The organism is Amycolatopsis sp. lyj-84 (genome assembly GCF_046549075.1).
Taxonomy (GTDB): domain Bacteria; phylum Actinomycetota; class Actinomycetes; order Mycobacteriales; family Pseudonocardiaceae; genus Amycolatopsis.
The window spans coordinates 283,072-297,350 of record NZ_JAJPWO010000005.1 but is presented as its reverse complement, the minus strand read 5'-3'; the positions used below and the strand labels follow the sequence as shown (position 1 = coordinate 297,350).

Here is a 14,279-nt window from a genome sequence, read left to right as displayed (position 1 = left end):
GTGACGACGGTCACTTACAGCAGCATCTCTTCGATCAGGTCCGGTGCGGAGACGATGCCGTACCCGATCAAGGTCAGCGGAACGAGCAGTGCCAATGCTTTGCCGAGTTGACCGCGAGTCCTGCCGCCGAGAAGCAGGAGGCCCGCGGCAGCGAGCGCACTCACGACCGGCAAGAGCGGCCTGTCCGAGACGACGAAGCCACCCTTGCGGTAGGCGTCGGCGAGCACCAGTCCGGCAGCGCCTGCCGTGGCGAGCGCTCCCGGCCAGCCGGGGTCACCGATGTGACGGAAACCCATTCCCAGTAAGACACCCGCGACGACGGCGAGAACACACCAGGTGCCGACGGTCGGCAGATCGATCCCATAAGGCGGAGCATCGGGGTACTTGATGCCGTACACGACATTCTTGCCCAGGTAGAAGGCAAGCACGGCGGACAGGAGCGCGATGATCGCTCGTACCACTGCCTGCCGAGACGAGCGCCGTGTGGTCACGAGGCTCACCAAGACGATCCAGATGACGAAACTGTGCGCCAACACCCGCAGGTCCGTGTAGTAGGCGACGGACGCGAACGCGCCGGAAACTACGCCCGCGACGCTGATCAGCAGCTCTGCCGCTCCTGGAACATAGCGCCGAGCGATGGTCTCCGCCTGATCAGTCGAATGTGATGACATAGGCTCCCCCCTCCCTGCCTGCGGTCAGCAGATGTCGCCGTTGACCTTGCCGCCGACGCTGATGGCATCGGTGAGGTTGTCGACCTTGGGATCGAGATCGCCCCAGTTGCCGTTGGGAGAAACCCAGATCTCCTTCCAGCACTGGTTGGACTGGTGCCAGTCGTACCCCCACACCTGCACGCCGGATCGATTCCAGATGGAGGAGGTCTGGTCGCCGTAACCGTCAGCGCCGATGTTGTAGAAGCCGTTCTCGAGGAACCCCCGGCCCCAGCCTCCGTTTTCGTGCCGGGCGCCGTAGTGCTTGAAATAGCAGAACTCGAGATAGGTGCAGTTCCAGATGTAGTAGTCCGAGCCCTCAGGCGGCACGTCCTCCACGGTCGCCGAAGCCGTTACTGAGCTTCCGAGCAACAGAAGGGTTGCGGCAAGCGAGGTGACCGTACCGCGGAACGCGTTCTTCACGGTGAGCTCCATCCATGTCTCAGTGGATGTACCGACGAGCCAGGATATCCATCTTTCTGTTCGTGGGTATGAAAAGGTCAATCGAGGCTGGGCAGACTGAAGCGTCCTCAGCACTCACGGGCCACCCGCCGTGCGTGCTCCAGCAGTTCCTCCCCCGCCGGACCGGACGCGTTCCGCGCCGCCGACAGCGAGCGGATCGCGCCGGACAGCGGATCCGGATTGGTGGCGTGGTGGATCGCCTCCCACAGCCAGGCATGGTCACGATGCGCCCGCAGTTGCGATCGCCTGGCCAGGAGTTCCGCCTCGGCGCTCAGGCGGCGCTCCGCGAGTACGTCGGCGATGACCGGGTCTCCGGCGACGCCGACGTACTCGGCCACGGCCGATGCCGCCTGCCAGGCCAGGTCCCGCAACGTTTCCTCCGGTACGAAAGCCAGCCGATCGGTTTCGGCGCCCAAGGGACCATCACCGGGGAACGCTCGCGAGCCGTCGGGATTGCGTGCCTCCGGATACAGCTCGGACAGGTGCGGAAGGATGCGATAACCGGCGTTCGCCTCGACCATCCGCTCGACGTCCTCCTCCCGCAGCCGGTTTCCGCTGTACCGCTCGACCGCGAGAACACCTTTTTCCAGGTTGTCGCGATAGCTCTCGAAATCAAGACCGGCCAGGGCTTCGTTCACGTCGGGATCCGTGATCTCCTCCGCGCAACCGAGTTCGTGCGAAGCGAGGACGTTCCCGTTGTCCGCGAAGGAAAGCCTGGTCACCGCGTTGATGTTCCAGAACAGGCTCGCCGTCCGGCCGGTCCGCGACAACGACTCCAGCACGGGCCCGCAGGAACCCTGGAACCCGTTGAACTCCACGGCCAGCACGCCACCCTCGACCGGTAGCACCGACACCCAGGGATCGAGATCGAAATCCTGCGAGAGTTCTTCCGCGGACTCCGGTTCGGCCGGGTCCGCGCCGAAGGCCAGGAGCACTTCGTCCGGAGAAGCTCCCCTGACCATCGTGACCGTCGCCGCGTCACCGAGCGCGCTCTCGTCGATCCACCGGTACGCGGTCTCCGGCGGCGGCTCGATGTCGGGTGCGGGCTCACCTCGGAGGACGTAACCCAGCCTGTCACCACGCTTGTACACGATGTCCGGGCCCGGCGGCGCCTGCCACAGCACGAGTTCGTACCGCTCGCGCTCTTCACCGTCCCGGCCGATCGCGTGCACCCTCACCCGGAAATCGCCGGGCCATGGCGGTGTTCTCGTGCGATGCGGGGTGCTTTCACCCAGCGTGGCGTCACCTTGCTCAGCCCGCCAGGAGATCTCGGTGACTTCGTCCCACCAGTCGACGTCCACCGTGTCCGGCGGTCCCTCGAGAATCCGCATCGTCACGGACAGCCGGCCTTCGCCGAGCCCGGTCCGAACGGCGACCCCTCCAGGGACCGCGACGGCCAGGCCGTTACCGCTGAAATCGGCCTCTCCGACGACGGGGCGCTCGGCGAGGACGAACTGGTGTGCGTGCACCTCCGCCGAACAAGACGCCGTCGCCGGCAGCAAGTATTCGGCCCGGCGTTTCTCCAGCAATGCGGCCGCGTACCCGGGCGGCATCGGACTTTCGCTCAACAGAGCCGAAACGGCGGCGAGGGCGACGCCGACGACAGCCGCGGGGGTCCCGGCGAGCAGCGGAGCGTCCGTCCGCCGCAAGACCGGCGCGGCGACCGCGACGGCCAAGGCGAGATGGGCTTCTCCCTGTGCCGCCGCCAGTTCCTCCTCGCCGGTGAGTTCCGGTGCGACCGCCAGCAACGGCGCCAAGGTCTCGTGCTCGGCCAGCTCCGCGACCAGCGCCACGATCAGCGCGGAGATCCCCGGTCGCACCTGATCGAGCAGGCGCACCGCGGTGACCGTCTGCGCGTTCGGCCCGTTCGACATCATGAAACCGAAGGCCTGCGGTGTCGCGTCCGGCCCCGGTACCGCCGCTTCGACCTCCTCCGGAACGACCACCACCAGCTCGTCCAAGGTCAGTTCGAGCGCGCCGAGCAGCCGCTCGGAAACGGGATCACCGAGCGAACGGAGCCTGCTCAACACCTCCGATTCGCCGGACCCGGCCACCAGCCGGCCCGCCTCGAGCCCGAACGCGTCCGGCGTCACCTCGGGGACGCCCAGCCTGCCGAGCGCAGTCGCGGGGCCGCGCGGGATACGGCCGCGCAGCAACGGAATCAGATCCGCCACCACCGGCACGAGCGCCTCCGCCAGCCTCGACGACACCTCCGTGTGCTTCTCCACCCCAGTCCTCCCACTTCGACGACGCGAGGCACGGTAGCGGGTCCCACCGACGATTTCCGGACATCGGCCGGGACTGCGTGTGGGACGCTGTCCGACCTGGCCGGGTGAAGGAAGGTCGTGGGGTCATGACGCGGACGTTCTGGCTCCTCGCAGCCACGACGGTGGTCGGCCTGGGGTTGCTGTTCGGCGGCGCCGCGACCTGGCGCCAGGTCGGAGTCAACCGCGACGGGCAGGCACCGCGGCAGGCCGGAGCACCCGACGGCCCGCAGCATCCCACGCCCGTCGTCGACGAAAACCGGCCATGGCTGCGGATCCACTCTCCGGACATCCAGGCCGCGATGATCATCCTCGCGCGAAGACCGCATTCATGCGACGCGCCCCGGCTCTACCTGTCCCGTGTCGATCTTCGCGGCGCCGACATGCGCGCCCGGCACCTCACGGAGGCGATCCTGGTCGGCGCGCGCGCCGACGGCACGACGATCTGGCCCGAGGATTTCGGACCGGATGTCCGGCGAGAACACGGGATTTCCCTGGCCGAATAGAGTGTGCGCTGGTCGAGCAGCAGCTCGACCAGCGCACACATGTCCTACATCGAAACGCTAGCCGAGGGTCCAGTACACCGCGTGATCTTTTCCGCCGGCGACGGTGGCGGTTCCGACGACGCGGCCGCTGTCGGTGATCCGGTAGGCCTGGCTGCGGTTACCGCCGGGGAGCAGACCCAGTTGCCTGCGCTCACCGTTCCGGAACCAGGCGGTCGCCTGATTCTTGAAGGTACCCACCGCGGTTCCGACCGAGTCGACTGCTTCGACGTCGGCGCCGAGGCCGTCGTCAGCCAGGATGGTGAGATCGCCGGCGGGATCCCAGAGCACGGCCTGCCGCTTGGGCGGGTAGGCGTAGCCGGTACCGACCGCGTAACCGGTAGAGCCGATCTGGTAGACCCAGACCGAGTGCGGGCTGGGCCAGTCCAGGCTGTGCCTCGTGCCGCTTTGATCCCAGGTCGCCGGGATCCGGGGCCCGGTCTTGGTCTCGCTCAGCACACCGGCGGCCACGCCAGGCTTGTTGATCTTGCTGGCTCCGCTGCTGTACCCCAGGGGCTCCAGTTCGGTGATCGGCCCGCCGTTCACCCACCGCACGGCCTGGTTCGCGCCCGTACGGAAACCGCTGCCCACGATGATGCTGCCGTCGGCGGAGATGCCGTCGGCCATGCTCCAGGTCTCGCCGGGCAGCGCGCCCAGATCGGTGGCCTGGCCGTTCGGATCCCAGCGGACGGCGTGGTACTGGTTGTCCGGCGTCGTCCAGTTCCCGACGACGACACCGGTGTCACTGATCGCCGCAGCGGTGCCGTTGCGATAGCCGGGTGGGACCTGCAGCGTGGTCGCCACGCCGTCGGCGTCCCATCGGGTCGGCACGGCGGCGGTCGGGGTCAGCACATAGCCCGCGGAAACCCCCTGGTTGTTGATGTCACGAACCTGCCCCTCGGTGCCGCCTGGCGTGGGCAGGGCCATGATCTGACCATCGGCGTTCCAGCGAACCGGAAGACTGCGCCGCGCGGGTCCCGCGAAGGACAGTCCGACCATCACCCCCGCGTCATTGACCGCCAGAACGGTGCTGGCGTCGTCGCCGGGCAACGTACCGAGGTCGACCGGTCCCGCCTGGGTGGCCTGCGCCGTCCCGGCCATCGCGCAGATGAACACGACAAGAGCCGCCGTCAGCGACCAAAACGGTCTTCGGCCACCGGCCACACGATTCCCCATCATGATGACTCCCCATCCTGATCCAGTAGCAGGTGACGGACATCGGGCAACACGACGCTTCACCGATCACCCCCTGCGGTGACGGCGAGTGTCCCACTGACCGTGTATCGAATTCGCGGCACAAAGCGATTCGCGCGTATCCCCCGAATGACCCCTCACCCAGTTCTGACGCGAGGCGACGCCTCGTCGTCCGCGGATCACAATGCCCTCACTCACAAGTCGGAAGTAACCGCCACTCGGGCGAATTCGACAAGGCCGTGTCGTCGGCGGAGTGTTCATATCATTCCGGCAACAACAACGAATCGATCACAAAAATGCCCTGGTGGACGCCGTGCTCCGTCCTCTGAGGACCGGAGCGGCGCGGGCGACAAGGCTTGCCGGAAATCGGCGATCGCGGCATTAAAGTAATGACAACCCCATGAATGGGATTCCGGGAATCCTATTTCGCGGCATCGTTCTCTTCCCGGCCTGGGCCGAGCGCTCCTCGCCGACGGCGAAATGGCCGGAAGTGAGGCCCGTGGCCGGATCCACCGGGATCAGAGCCGGTGGAGGTCCTCGAGAGCGTCGAGGGTGGCCGTCCGGCGATACCAGTGCAGCCACGCCGCCGCCTGGGAGGCGATCCTGGTCAGCTCGGCGCGGGTGACTTCCGACGGGCCGTGGCCCGAACGGCGATAGTGCACGGAAACGACGCCGGCGCACCCGTCCGGACCGCAGATCGGGATGCTGTGCACGGCCCGGACCTCTTCGGCGACGAGGGCTTCGAGCGCAGGGCGATCGAAAATGCCGCACGTGGTGACGTCGGCGACCGTGACCGGTTCACGCACCCTCAAGGCGATGCCGCACGCGGTGGCGTCCCCTTCGACGTGGGCGAAGTGCTGGAAGAACTCCGAGGAGAATCCCTCGGCTCGTTGCAGTTTCAGGCCGGTATTGCCCGTCGTCACCGTTTGGATGTCACCTTGGGCGGTCTGGGCACGATCGGTCACAGTGTCCAGGGTCGCCCGCAGGAGCCCCGACGGCCGGATCGCGGGCGAGGCAGGAAGGAAGTCGAGCTCGGGCGCGCTCCGCCAGACACGAGGCGAGAACCAGCGCCCGTTCCGCCAGGGGCGAGGCGCGACGAGCAACGCCCTCGCCAGGGTGTCCGGGGCGATGTGATGACGGCGAGCGGCGGTTCCCAGCGCACGCATCGCGGTCGTGGCGTCGGAGAGGCCGTACCTCGCCATCAGCACACTGGCGGCGTGCTCCAAGGTCGCCCTGTCGCGCAACCGCGTCAGCAGGCCGTCGGTGTCCACCGGCAGCCTGGTCCCGGCGGCATCGAGACACGTCATGGCCTCACTATCCGCTCTCCGGTACCGCCGGACAAGAACAGCGTCGAACTGTGGCCGTACCTAGCCCACCGGTGCGGGTGTGCTCAGCCTGCCATCGTGGACTTCCGTGATCCGGTCCACGGCGGCGAGGTGGACGCGGTCGTGGGTGACCAGAACCGTGGCGGTGCCGCGTTCGTGGGTGAGCCGGGTGATCAGCTCGATGACCGCGGCGCCGCGCTCGTGGTCCAGGGCGCTCGTCGGTTCGTCGATCAGCAGCACGGTGGGTTCGTTCATCAGCGCGCGGGCGATGTTCACCCGCTGCCGTTGGCCGCCGGAGAGCTGATGCGGTCGACGACCCGCCAGGGGCGCGAGCCCGACGGTGTCGAGCAGTTCCATCGCCGCGCCACGGGCTTTCGCCGGCGAGCGGCCGTCGATCCGTGCCATGACCTGGAGCTGCTCGGCGGCGGTGAGGGACGGGAGCAGATTGGGCTGCTGGAAGACGATCCCGATCTTCCGGCGGCGCAGTTCGGTGAGTTCGCCGCGGTTCAGGCCGGTGGTCACGACGCCGTCGACGGTGACGGTCCCGTCGTCCGGGCTGATGAGGGTGGCGGCGACGGCGAGCAGGCTGGACTTGCCGGAACCGGAGGGCCCGGCGACGGCGGTGAGCGAACCCGGCGGAACGTCCAGCGTGACGTCGTCGAGGGCGGTGAGGCGGGAGTCGCCGTCGGGATAGGTGAGGGTGACACCGGTCAGGTTCAGGCTCATCGGGCACTCCCCAGTGCGGTCAGCGGGTCGACGGAGGTGATGCGGCGGACGGACAGCGCGGCCCCCAGCGCACCGAGCAGGATCATCACGGCGGCGGGAACGAACACGGTGGCCGGAGTCAGCAGGAACGGCACGGCGGAGCCCGCGACGACGGCGCCGAGCAAGGCGGCCAGTCCGGTTCCGGCAGCGGTGCCGCCGACGAGAAGCACGACGGCCTGGCCGAGCGCGTCCTTCAGTAGGAAGGCCGTGCTGGCCCCCAACGCCTTGAGAACGGCGATGTCCCCGCTGCGCTGAATGGTCCAGACGGTGAAGAAGGCGCCGATCACGAGTGCGGAGATGGCGAACAGGAAGCCGCGCATCAGTTGCAGGGAACCATTTTCCGAGGTGTAGGAACCGATGGCGGACAACGATTCGTCCTTCGACACCGTCTTCGTTCCCAGGGCACGGTCGACGGCCGCGAAATCGACGTCGCCGGCAGCGGTCAGCGCGAGCACGGTCGCGCTCGGCTCACCGCCGATGGGCGGCGCCGTCCTCGCCCAGACGTCGAGGCCTGCCCACACCACCGGGGTGTGGCTGAACCAGGCGTCACCCGACACGGCGGCGACCGTCAGCGGGCGCCCGGCCACGGAAATGGTGTCCCCGCTCCGGACGTCCAGCTCTTCGGCGGCGGAGGACGAAAGTGTCACCGAGTCGCCGGTGAGCATTCCGCTGTCCGGGGCGAGCGCGGAGCCGGGACGGACTCCGAACACGGAGATCCCGGCGCTGCGGTTTCCCGCGGTGGCCTTGGTGGTGGCGATGCCCAGCGGCTCGGCTCCGGTGACGCCCGGTGTCGCGGTCCACTGCCGCAGCTGTGTCTCGCTGACCGCGGAGTTGGCGAAGGAGAGGCTCTGTCCGTCACCGGGAGCGGCGAAGACGATCTTGTCCGCGGGCAGGCCGGTGACGGCGGAGATGTTCTGCTCCCCCAGCCCGGCGGTGAGCCCCGACAACAGACCGACCAGCAGGGTGATGAGCACGACGACGGCGCCCATCAGGGCGAACCGCCCTTTGGCGAATCTCAGGTCTCTCCAGGCGACGAACACGGCTCCGGTCTGTCCTTTCCGGCGGGTGGGCTGGGTACCTCTCCACGATCGCCGTCGAGTCCCGAATGGACATCTCGCCGGAGTTGGCACTTCACGAGCCGGAAGGCGGCGCGCCGCTTCCACCTTTCGATAGAGGCGATTCCCGACCCGGCTCCGTAACCTGGACATACTGTGAACGCCGCGCCCGTCCTGACCCCGACCAGCCGGGTGCTGACCTGGTGTCTGCACCTGCTGCTCCTCGCCCTGCTCGCACTGGCGGCCGCGCGGGCGGTGGCCGACGACTCTCCCCGGGCGGGAGCGGTCGTCGTGACGGCGGCGCTGTGCGCCGTGGTGTACGCGGCCGGGCCGCTCCTGCCCCGCGTCCGGACCTCACGACGAGCCGCCACGTGGTGGCTGACCGCGGTGGGCGCCGTGTGGCTGGCCCTGCTGGTGCTGACCGCCGACGGCGTGTGGGTCGCCTTCCCGCTGTACTTCCTGCAATTGCACCTGCTGCCGCGTCGCCAAGGCCTGCTCGCGGTGATCGTGACCGCGGTGGCCGCGATCACCGCGTTCGCCGCCCATCAGGGCGCCTTCACCCCGGCTGCGGCGATCGGCCCGGCACTCGGCGCGGCCGTCGCGGTCGCTGTCGTTTGGGGATATCAGGCGCTTTACCGCGAGAGCGAGAGCCGCCGGAGCCTGATCGAGGAGCTCACCGCCACCCGCGCCGACCTCGCCGAGGCCCAGCACGCGGCCGGAGTGCTCGCCGAGCGGGAGCGGCTGGCCCACGAGATCCACGACACCCTCGCCCAAGGGCTCTCGAGTATTCAACTCTTGTTGCGTGCGGCCGAAAGGACGCTGCCCGACACCGCCGGGAACGCGGCCCGCTACGTCGAACAAGCGCGCCAGGCGGCCGCGGACAACCTCGCCGAGGCTCGCCGCTTCGTCGTCGCGCTGAGCCCTCCCGCGCTCGACGACACCACGCTGGCCGACGCGCTGGACCGGTTGTGCACCACCACCGGCGCCCGGCACGGGATCACCACGCGCTTCCACCTCACCGGCGCACCCGTTCCGCTGCCGACCACGCACGAGGTCGCGTTGCTGCGCATCGGCCAGGCCGCCCTCGCGAACACCGTCCGGCACGCCGACGCGGCCACAGCCGACGTCACCCTGAGCTACCTGGGCGAGCAGGTCGCCCTCGACGTCGTCGATGACGGCATCGGCTTCGACGACGTCGACAGTGGCTTCGGTTTGACCGCGATGCGGACCCGAATCGAGACACTGGGCGGAACCTTCGCCGTCGAGTCCTCCCCCGGCCATGGCACGACCTTGTCCGTGCGGTTGCCCGCCGAACCGGAGGACCGCTCGTGACCGACGCCCCGATCCGCCTCCTCCTGGCCGACGACCACCCCATCGTCCGGGCGGGACTCCGTGCTGTACTCGAAACCGAGCCCGGTCTCGTCGTGGTCGCCGAAGCCGCGACCGCGGAGGCCGCGGTCGCCCGCGCCGCCGAGGGCGACGTGGACGTCGTGCTGATGGACCTGCGCTTCGGCGCCGGAATGACCGGCGCCGAAGCCACCGCCGCGATCACCGCCCGGCCCGGCGCACCCCGCGTCCTGATCGTCACCACCTACGACACCGACGCCGACACCCTGCCCGCGATCGAAGCGGGCGCCACCGGCTACCTCCTCAAGGACGCCCCGCCCGAAGACCTGGCCGCCGCCGTGCGCACCGCCGCGGCCGGACGCACCACCCTGGCCCCGACGGTCGCCGACAGGCTGATGAACCGCATGCGGATGCCCACCATCGCCTTGACCCTGCGCGAGATCGAGGTCCTGGGTCTGGTCGCCGACGGTCTGTCCAACCGGGCCATCGCCGAACGGCTCCATCTGACCGAAGGCACCGTGAAGTCCCATCTGGCGCGCAGTTACACCAAACTCGGCGTCGACTCGCGGACCGCCGCCGTCGCCACCGCGACCGATCTCGGCCTCATCCGCCGCTGATCACCTCGTGAGTGGTTAGGACGGTTCTGGTGGACCTGCGTTTGCCTACCCACTGGATCCTGATGTCATCTGGTGGGCTCGTTCTGGATGCCGATGTGGGCGTGAGCCGAAGGGGCCTTTGGTCGCATGTCACGCGGGGAAAGCTCCCTTCGCCGCAGGAGATGCGGGCATGGTCCCCTTCAGCTCTCCGTGAACCCGGCCGCCCCGGCTACCGCACCTCACCGTCGTCCCACTCACGAGGTCACTGGACGCCGAGCAGCGTCGCGACGGCCTCCCGCGCCTGACGGGCCGGAGCCGGGTCCCCGCTGATTCCGGCCGTCACGATGGCCCCTTCAGCGAGCAGGAACACCGGCTCGGCCACAGCGAATCCCGTGGCACGCACCCAGGTCTCGACCTGTTCGCGGAACGCCCGCTTGTGCGCCCGCACCTCGGCCAGCACCGCCGTCGACGAGGGGCCGACTTCGCCGTGGGCGTTGATCCAGGCGCAGCCGCGGAAGCCGGGTTCGGCGAACCATTCGGCGAGCCAGTCGAAGATCGAGAGCACCCGCTCCCGGGGATCCTCGACTTCCTCGACATGGGCGGCCAGGCTGCCCCTCCACCGCTGATCACGCCGTTTGAGCATCGCCACCACCAGGTCCTCCTTGGCTTCGAAGAACCGGTAGATCCGCTTCAACGAAAGGCCGGACGCCGCGCGGACCTGGTCCATGCCGACCGCCTGGATGCCGTTCTCGTAGAAGAGCTTCTCGGCGGCGTCGAGCAGGGCTTCGCGGTCCAAACGGTTCTGCTCGTCGGTGACGGCGGCCGGCATCGGAACTCCTTGACGTTGAGAACGGTCGTTCCCTACTCTAGGCGCCAGACGTGGAGAACGCACGTTCTCAACCCGAGGAGGCCGACCATGCCCGAAGATCGCCCACCCTTCCCGCCGTTCACCCAGGAAACGGCCCTGCGGAAGGTCCAAGCCGCCGAGGACGCCTGGAACACCCGCGATCCCCGCCGGGTGGCATCGGCGTACACGCCGGATTCGGTGTGGCGCAACCGGGACACCTTCGTCCAGGGCCGCGAGGAGATCGTCACCTTCCTGACCCGGAAGTGGGAGCGCGAACTGGACTACGCGCTTCGCAAGAACCTCTGGGCGTTCCACGACAACCGGATCGCCGTCCGCTTCCAGTACGAATGGCACGACCAGGCCGGACAAGGGTGGCGCAGCTACGGCAACGAACTCTGGGAGTTCGATGAGCACGGTCTCATGAGCCGTCGCGAGGCGAGCATCAACGACGTCGCCATTTCCCGCGGCGATCGGCGCATCCACGGTCCCCGTCCCGTGGACGAGTACGGGGCCGAGTTCCCGCTCCGGTAGTTCAGCTCGGCTGGATCGCCCGGACCGCGGTGGCGACCTCGCCGCGAAGAGCCGCGTACTCCGCCCAGCCCCGCAGTTCGGCCGCCGGGACACCGGTTCGCGGCAGATCGACGGGCAGGTCCAGGAGGATCCGACCCGGCCTGTCACTGAGCACGATGATCCGGGTGGCGAGGAAGACGGCCTCGTCGACGCTGTGCGTCACGAACACCGCGGCCTGCCCCTCCGTGTCGGTCAGCCCTCGCACGTCCTCCTGCAACCGCTCCCTCGTGAGGGCGTCGAGCGCGGCGAACGGTTCGTCCAGCAGAAGCAGCCGCGGCCGGGCGGCCAGCGCGCGGGCGATCGCCACTCGCTGCTGCTGCCCGCCGGAGATCTCCCACACCCGCCGCTTGCCGAGTTCCCCGAGCCCCACCTTCGCCAGCAACGACGCTGCGGCGGCGGGGCGCTCGGCACGCGGGACACCCGCCCACCTCAGCGCCGCGGTGATGTTGCCGTTCACCGTGTGCCAAGGGAACAACCGCGGCTGCTGGAAGACCAGGCCGACGTCGCGCCCCGGCCGGGGCAGCCGTCCGGCGAGCGTCACCGACCCCGTCGTCGGCCGCTCGAACCCGGCGACGAGCCGCAACAGCGTGCTCTTTCCCGATCCGGACGGACCGACGATGACCACGAACTCCCCCGCGTCGACCTGGAGGCCCACCGGGCCCAGTGCGACGACATCGCGGTAGCGGTGCTCGACATCGTCGATGTCCAGGAGCGGGCTCATGCCGTCTCCGGGACACGGAGAGCGGATCGGAAGGTCTCGAGCGCCGGGACGGCGTCGACCTTCTTCTGTCCTCGCAAGAATTCGGCGGTGTCGCGCAGCCGATCGGCGAGCGCGCCCGGCGCCGACGCCGAGCCGAAGTACTCGGGCGCGCGCTGCTGGGCGTGGTCGAGATAGATGTTCTGTTTCAGTTGCGCGAGCGCGTCTTCACGGGTGCTGCCGATCTGACGGGCGACCGCGTCGGCGACCGTGCCCGGATCCTTGGCGATCTGTCCGAGCGCCGCGTCGGTCGCCTTCAGCCACTCGGTGATCACCTGCGGATTCGCGTCGATGAACTCGTTACTGGCGACGGTGAAGGTCAACGTCGGCTTGCCCGCCTTGGCCAGCTGGGCGCTGTCGATGAGCGTCGTGCCGTCCTTCTGGATGCTGGACAGCGTCGGCGTCCACACGTAGGCCGCGTCGATGTCACCGCGCTGCCAGGCCGCGAGGATGTTCTGTGGCTCCAGATCGACGATGGTGACCTTCGCGGGGTCGACCCCGGCCTGCTGCAAGGCGGCGAGCAGGCTGTAGTGCGCGGTCGAGCTGAACGGAGCGGCGACCTTGCGGCCCACGAGGTCGGCGACCTTGGTGATTTCCTTGCGTGCCACCAAAGCCTCGCTGTCGCCGATCACGTTCAGCAGCTCGATGATCCGGTACGGGATGGCCAGCGGCGGGCACAACGCCTGCGCGGTGGGACTGCTTCCGATCACCGCGAGATCGAGCGAGCGGCCCAGGAACGCGGTGTTGATACTGGCGCCGGAATCGAAGGCGGTCCACTGGATCCGGTAGCCCGGCAAGGCTTTTTCCAGTGTTCCCTGGTCTTTCACCAGCAGGGTGCTGTCGGCGAACTTCTGGTAGGCGATGCGGACGGTCTTCCCGTCGGCGCTCGGCGAGGACCCGCCGACTCCGCAGGACGCGAGCAGCGGGCCGGCGGCGAGCCCGCCGAACAAGGACAGCGCGGATCGCCGGGTGAACTGAGGCAAGGGTTTCTCCTGGTTTCAGACCCGTCCCCGCCACGGGGACAGCAGGCGGGCGAGGGCGACGATCACCGAGTCGATGAGCAGACCGGTGATCCCGATGACGAACAGGCCGAGGATGACGACCGCCGTCTGGTTGTAGCGCTGGGCGTTGAGCACCATCCCGCCGATACCGTCGGCGCCGTTGACCGTTTCCGCGGCGACGACCGAGCTGTAGGCGACACCGACGGCGAGCCGGATCCCGGTCAGGATCTCGGGGGCGGACGCGGGCAGGATCACCGAAGCGAGCACGTGTGCCCGCCGGGCGCCCAGTGCTTGCGCCGCTTCGACGTACTGCCTGTTGACCCCGAGGACGGCCGCGGCGGTCGCCACCGCCACCGGCGGGAACGCCGCGATCATCAGCAGGTAGACCTTCGGTTCCTCGTCGATGCCGAGCCAGATGACCAGCAGGCTCAGGTACGCCAGCGGCGGAAGGGCGCGCAGGAAGGTGACCAGTGGCTCGAGCGTCACGCGGACGACCGGTACCAGCCCCATCACCAGCCCGAGCCCGATGCCGATCAGGATCCCGTACCCCGCCCCGTAGCCGACGCGCCGCAGGCTGACGCCGAGCCGCTCCCACAGCGTGGAACCGGCATAGCCGCCCTGACCGTTCGCGGAGTCCGAAGTGGACAGAAGCTGATCCCAGACCCGTGCCGGGGCGGGGACGATCTGTTCCGGCCACAGCTTGGCGAGGGTGACCAGCTGCCAGAGCACCACCAGGACGACGATGGCGGCGAGCGCCAGAGCGGGCCTGGTGAGCGCGGCGGCCCGGCGCGACGAGGACATGCCGGGGAACTTAAGGCAGGGCACGGCGGACGCAGTAGGGGTTCCG

The 14,279-nt window shown here is 68.8% G+C and carries 15 protein-coding genes; 4 read left to right on the top strand and 11 right to left on the bottom strand.

Translation table 11 applies throughout. From position 1 onward, the window contains the following. Positions 1-14: 14 nt before the first annotated feature. From ACLJRM_RS18330 to ACLJRM_RS18320, 3 genes are all read right to left on the bottom strand, one after another. The gene (locus ACLJRM_RS18330) at positions 15-671 is read right to left on the bottom strand and encodes a DUF6518 family protein (RefSeq protein ID WP_410663701.1); all 657 of its coding nucleotides are present in this window, start codon (positions 669-671) and stop codon (positions 15-17) included. A 24-nt stretch (positions 672-695) separates the two neighbouring features. Next, the gene (locus ACLJRM_RS18325) at positions 696-1,130 is read right to left on the bottom strand and encodes a hypothetical protein (RefSeq protein ID WP_146044335.1); all 435 of its coding nucleotides are present in this window, start codon (positions 1,128-1,130) and stop codon (positions 696-698) included. Positions 1,131-1,237: 107 nt separating this feature from the next. Beyond that, the gene (locus ACLJRM_RS18320) at positions 1,238-3,397 is read right to left on the bottom strand and encodes a DUF6461 domain-containing protein (RefSeq protein WP_410663700.1); all 2,160 of its coding nucleotides are present in this window, start codon (positions 3,395-3,397) and stop codon (positions 1,238-1,240) included. Between the two features lie 125 nt (positions 3,398-3,522). On the opposite strand from ACLJRM_RS18320, the gene ACLJRM_RS18315 reads away from it, so the two are divergent. Further along, the gene (locus tag ACLJRM_RS18315) at positions 3,523-3,939 is read left to right on the top strand and encodes a hypothetical protein (RefSeq protein WP_410663699.1); all 417 of its coding nucleotides are present in this window, start codon (positions 3,523-3,525) and stop codon (positions 3,937-3,939) included. Positions 3,940-3,996: 57 nt separating this feature from the next. Here ACLJRM_RS18315 and ACLJRM_RS18310 read toward each other — a convergent pair whose 3' ends face one another. From ACLJRM_RS18310 to ACLJRM_RS18295, 4 genes are all read right to left on the bottom strand, one after another. Further along, complete coding sequence (locus ACLJRM_RS18310) at positions 3,997-5,154, bottom strand: HAF repeat-containing protein (protein WP_410663698.1); 1,158 nt, start codon at positions 5,152-5,154, stop codon at positions 3,997-3,999. Positions 5,155-5,687: 533 nt separating this feature from the next. Then, positions 5,688-6,476 carry an ANTAR domain-containing protein gene (locus ACLJRM_RS18305; RefSeq protein WP_410663697.1) on the bottom strand — a complete coding sequence of 263 codons (789 nt, stop codon included), beginning with the start codon at positions 6,474-6,476 and terminating at the stop codon, positions 5,688-5,690. Between the two features lie 60 nt (positions 6,477-6,536). After that, a complete protein-coding gene (locus ACLJRM_RS18300; RefSeq protein ID WP_410663696.1) occupies positions 6,537-7,220 on the bottom strand; it encodes an ABC transporter ATP-binding protein in 684 nt (227 codons plus the stop codon). Beyond that, the gene (locus tag ACLJRM_RS18295) at positions 7,217-8,299 is read right to left on the bottom strand and encodes an ABC transporter permease (RefSeq protein ID WP_410663695.1); all 1,083 of its coding nucleotides are present in this window, start codon (positions 8,297-8,299) and stop codon (positions 7,217-7,219) included. Before ACLJRM_RS18295 ends, ACLJRM_RS18300 begins: the two co-directional genes overlap by 4 nt. A 171-nt stretch (positions 8,300-8,470) precedes the next feature. On the opposite strand from ACLJRM_RS18295, the gene ACLJRM_RS18290 reads away from it, so the two are divergent. Both ACLJRM_RS18290 and ACLJRM_RS18285 read left to right on the top strand, forming a co-directional pair. Continuing rightward, positions 8,471-9,646 carry a sensor histidine kinase gene (locus tag ACLJRM_RS18290; RefSeq protein ID WP_410663694.1) on the top strand — a complete coding sequence of 392 codons (1,176 nt, stop codon included), beginning with the start codon at positions 8,471-8,473 and terminating at the stop codon, positions 9,644-9,646. Next, positions 9,643-10,278: a response regulator gene (locus ACLJRM_RS18285; protein WP_410663693.1), complete on the top strand. Its 636-nt coding sequence runs from the start codon at positions 9,643-9,645 to the stop codon at positions 10,276-10,278. Before ACLJRM_RS18290 ends, ACLJRM_RS18285 begins: the two co-directional genes overlap by 4 nt. Positions 10,279-10,519: 241 nt before the next feature. Here the strand turns inward: ACLJRM_RS18285 and ACLJRM_RS18280 are convergent, their stop codons facing one another. Beyond that, positions 10,520-11,086 (bottom strand): TetR/AcrR family transcriptional regulator, encoded by a 567-nt coding sequence (locus ACLJRM_RS18280; protein WP_101607942.1) that lies wholly within the window; start codon positions 11,084-11,086, stop codon positions 10,520-10,522. A gap of 87 nt (positions 11,087-11,173) precedes the next feature. Here ACLJRM_RS18280 and ACLJRM_RS18275 point away from each other — a divergent pair, with 87 nt between their 5' ends. Continuing rightward, positions 11,174-11,635: a nuclear transport factor 2 family protein gene (locus tag ACLJRM_RS18275; RefSeq protein ID WP_410663692.1), complete on the top strand. Its 462-nt coding sequence runs from the start codon at positions 11,174-11,176 to the stop codon at positions 11,633-11,635. 1 nt (position 11,636) lies between these two features. Here the strand turns inward: ACLJRM_RS18275 and ACLJRM_RS18270 are convergent, their stop codons facing one another. Genes ACLJRM_RS18270 through ACLJRM_RS18260 form a run of 3 tightly spaced genes read right to left on the bottom strand, consistent with a single transcriptional unit; the run spans position 11,637 to position 14,233 of the window. Continuing rightward, positions 11,637-12,395 (bottom strand): ABC transporter ATP-binding protein, encoded by a 759-nt coding sequence (locus ACLJRM_RS18270; RefSeq protein ID WP_101607944.1) that lies wholly within the window; start codon positions 12,393-12,395, stop codon positions 11,637-11,639. Continuing rightward, positions 12,392-13,414: a glycine betaine ABC transporter substrate-binding protein gene (locus tag ACLJRM_RS18265; RefSeq protein ID WP_101607945.1), complete on the bottom strand. Its 1,023-nt coding sequence runs from the start codon at positions 13,412-13,414 to the stop codon at positions 12,392-12,394. Before ACLJRM_RS18265 ends, ACLJRM_RS18270 begins: the two co-directional genes overlap by 4 nt. A 15-nt stretch (positions 13,415-13,429) precedes the next feature. Further along, complete coding sequence (locus ACLJRM_RS18260) at positions 13,430-14,233, bottom strand: ABC transporter permease (RefSeq protein WP_410663691.1); 804 nt, start codon at positions 14,231-14,233, stop codon at positions 13,430-13,432. Positions 14,234-14,279 lie beyond the last annotated feature (46 nt).

Excerpts from the sequence above, each read along its gene's own strand:
- ACLJRM_RS18315 (WP_410663699.1), top strand. The coding sequence starts at position 3,523 with ATGACGCGGACGTTCTGGCTCCTCGCAGCCACGACGGTGGTCGGCCTG.
- ACLJRM_RS18280 (WP_101607942.1), bottom strand. The coding sequence starts at position 11,086 with ATGCCGGCCGCCGTCACCGACGAGCAGAACCGTTTGGACCGCGAAGCC.
- ACLJRM_RS18275 (WP_410663692.1), top strand. The coding sequence starts at position 11,174 with ATGCCCGAAGATCGCCCACCCTTCCCGCCGTTCACCCAGGAAACGGCC.
- ACLJRM_RS18305 (WP_410663697.1), bottom strand. The coding sequence starts at position 6,476 with ATGACGTGTCTCGATGCCGCCGGGACCAGGCTGCCGGTGGACACCGAC.
- ACLJRM_RS18260 (WP_410663691.1), bottom strand. The coding sequence starts at position 14,233 with ATGTCCTCGTCGCGCCGGGCCGCCGCGCTCACCAGGCCCGCTCTGGCG.
- ACLJRM_RS18300 (WP_410663696.1), bottom strand. The coding sequence starts at position 7,220 with ATGAGCCTGAACCTGACCGGTGTCACCCTCACCTATCCCGACGGCGAC.
- ACLJRM_RS18270 (WP_101607944.1), bottom strand. The coding sequence starts at position 12,395 with ATGAGCCCGCTCCTGGACATCGACGATGTCGAGCACCGCTACCGCGAT.
- ACLJRM_RS18310 (WP_410663698.1), bottom strand. The coding sequence starts at position 5,154 with ATGATGGGGAATCGTGTGGCCGGTGGCCGAAGACCGTTTTGGTCGCTG.
- ACLJRM_RS18330 (WP_410663701.1), bottom strand. The coding sequence starts at position 671 with ATGTCATCACATTCGACTGATCAGGCGGAGACCATCGCTCGGCGCTAT.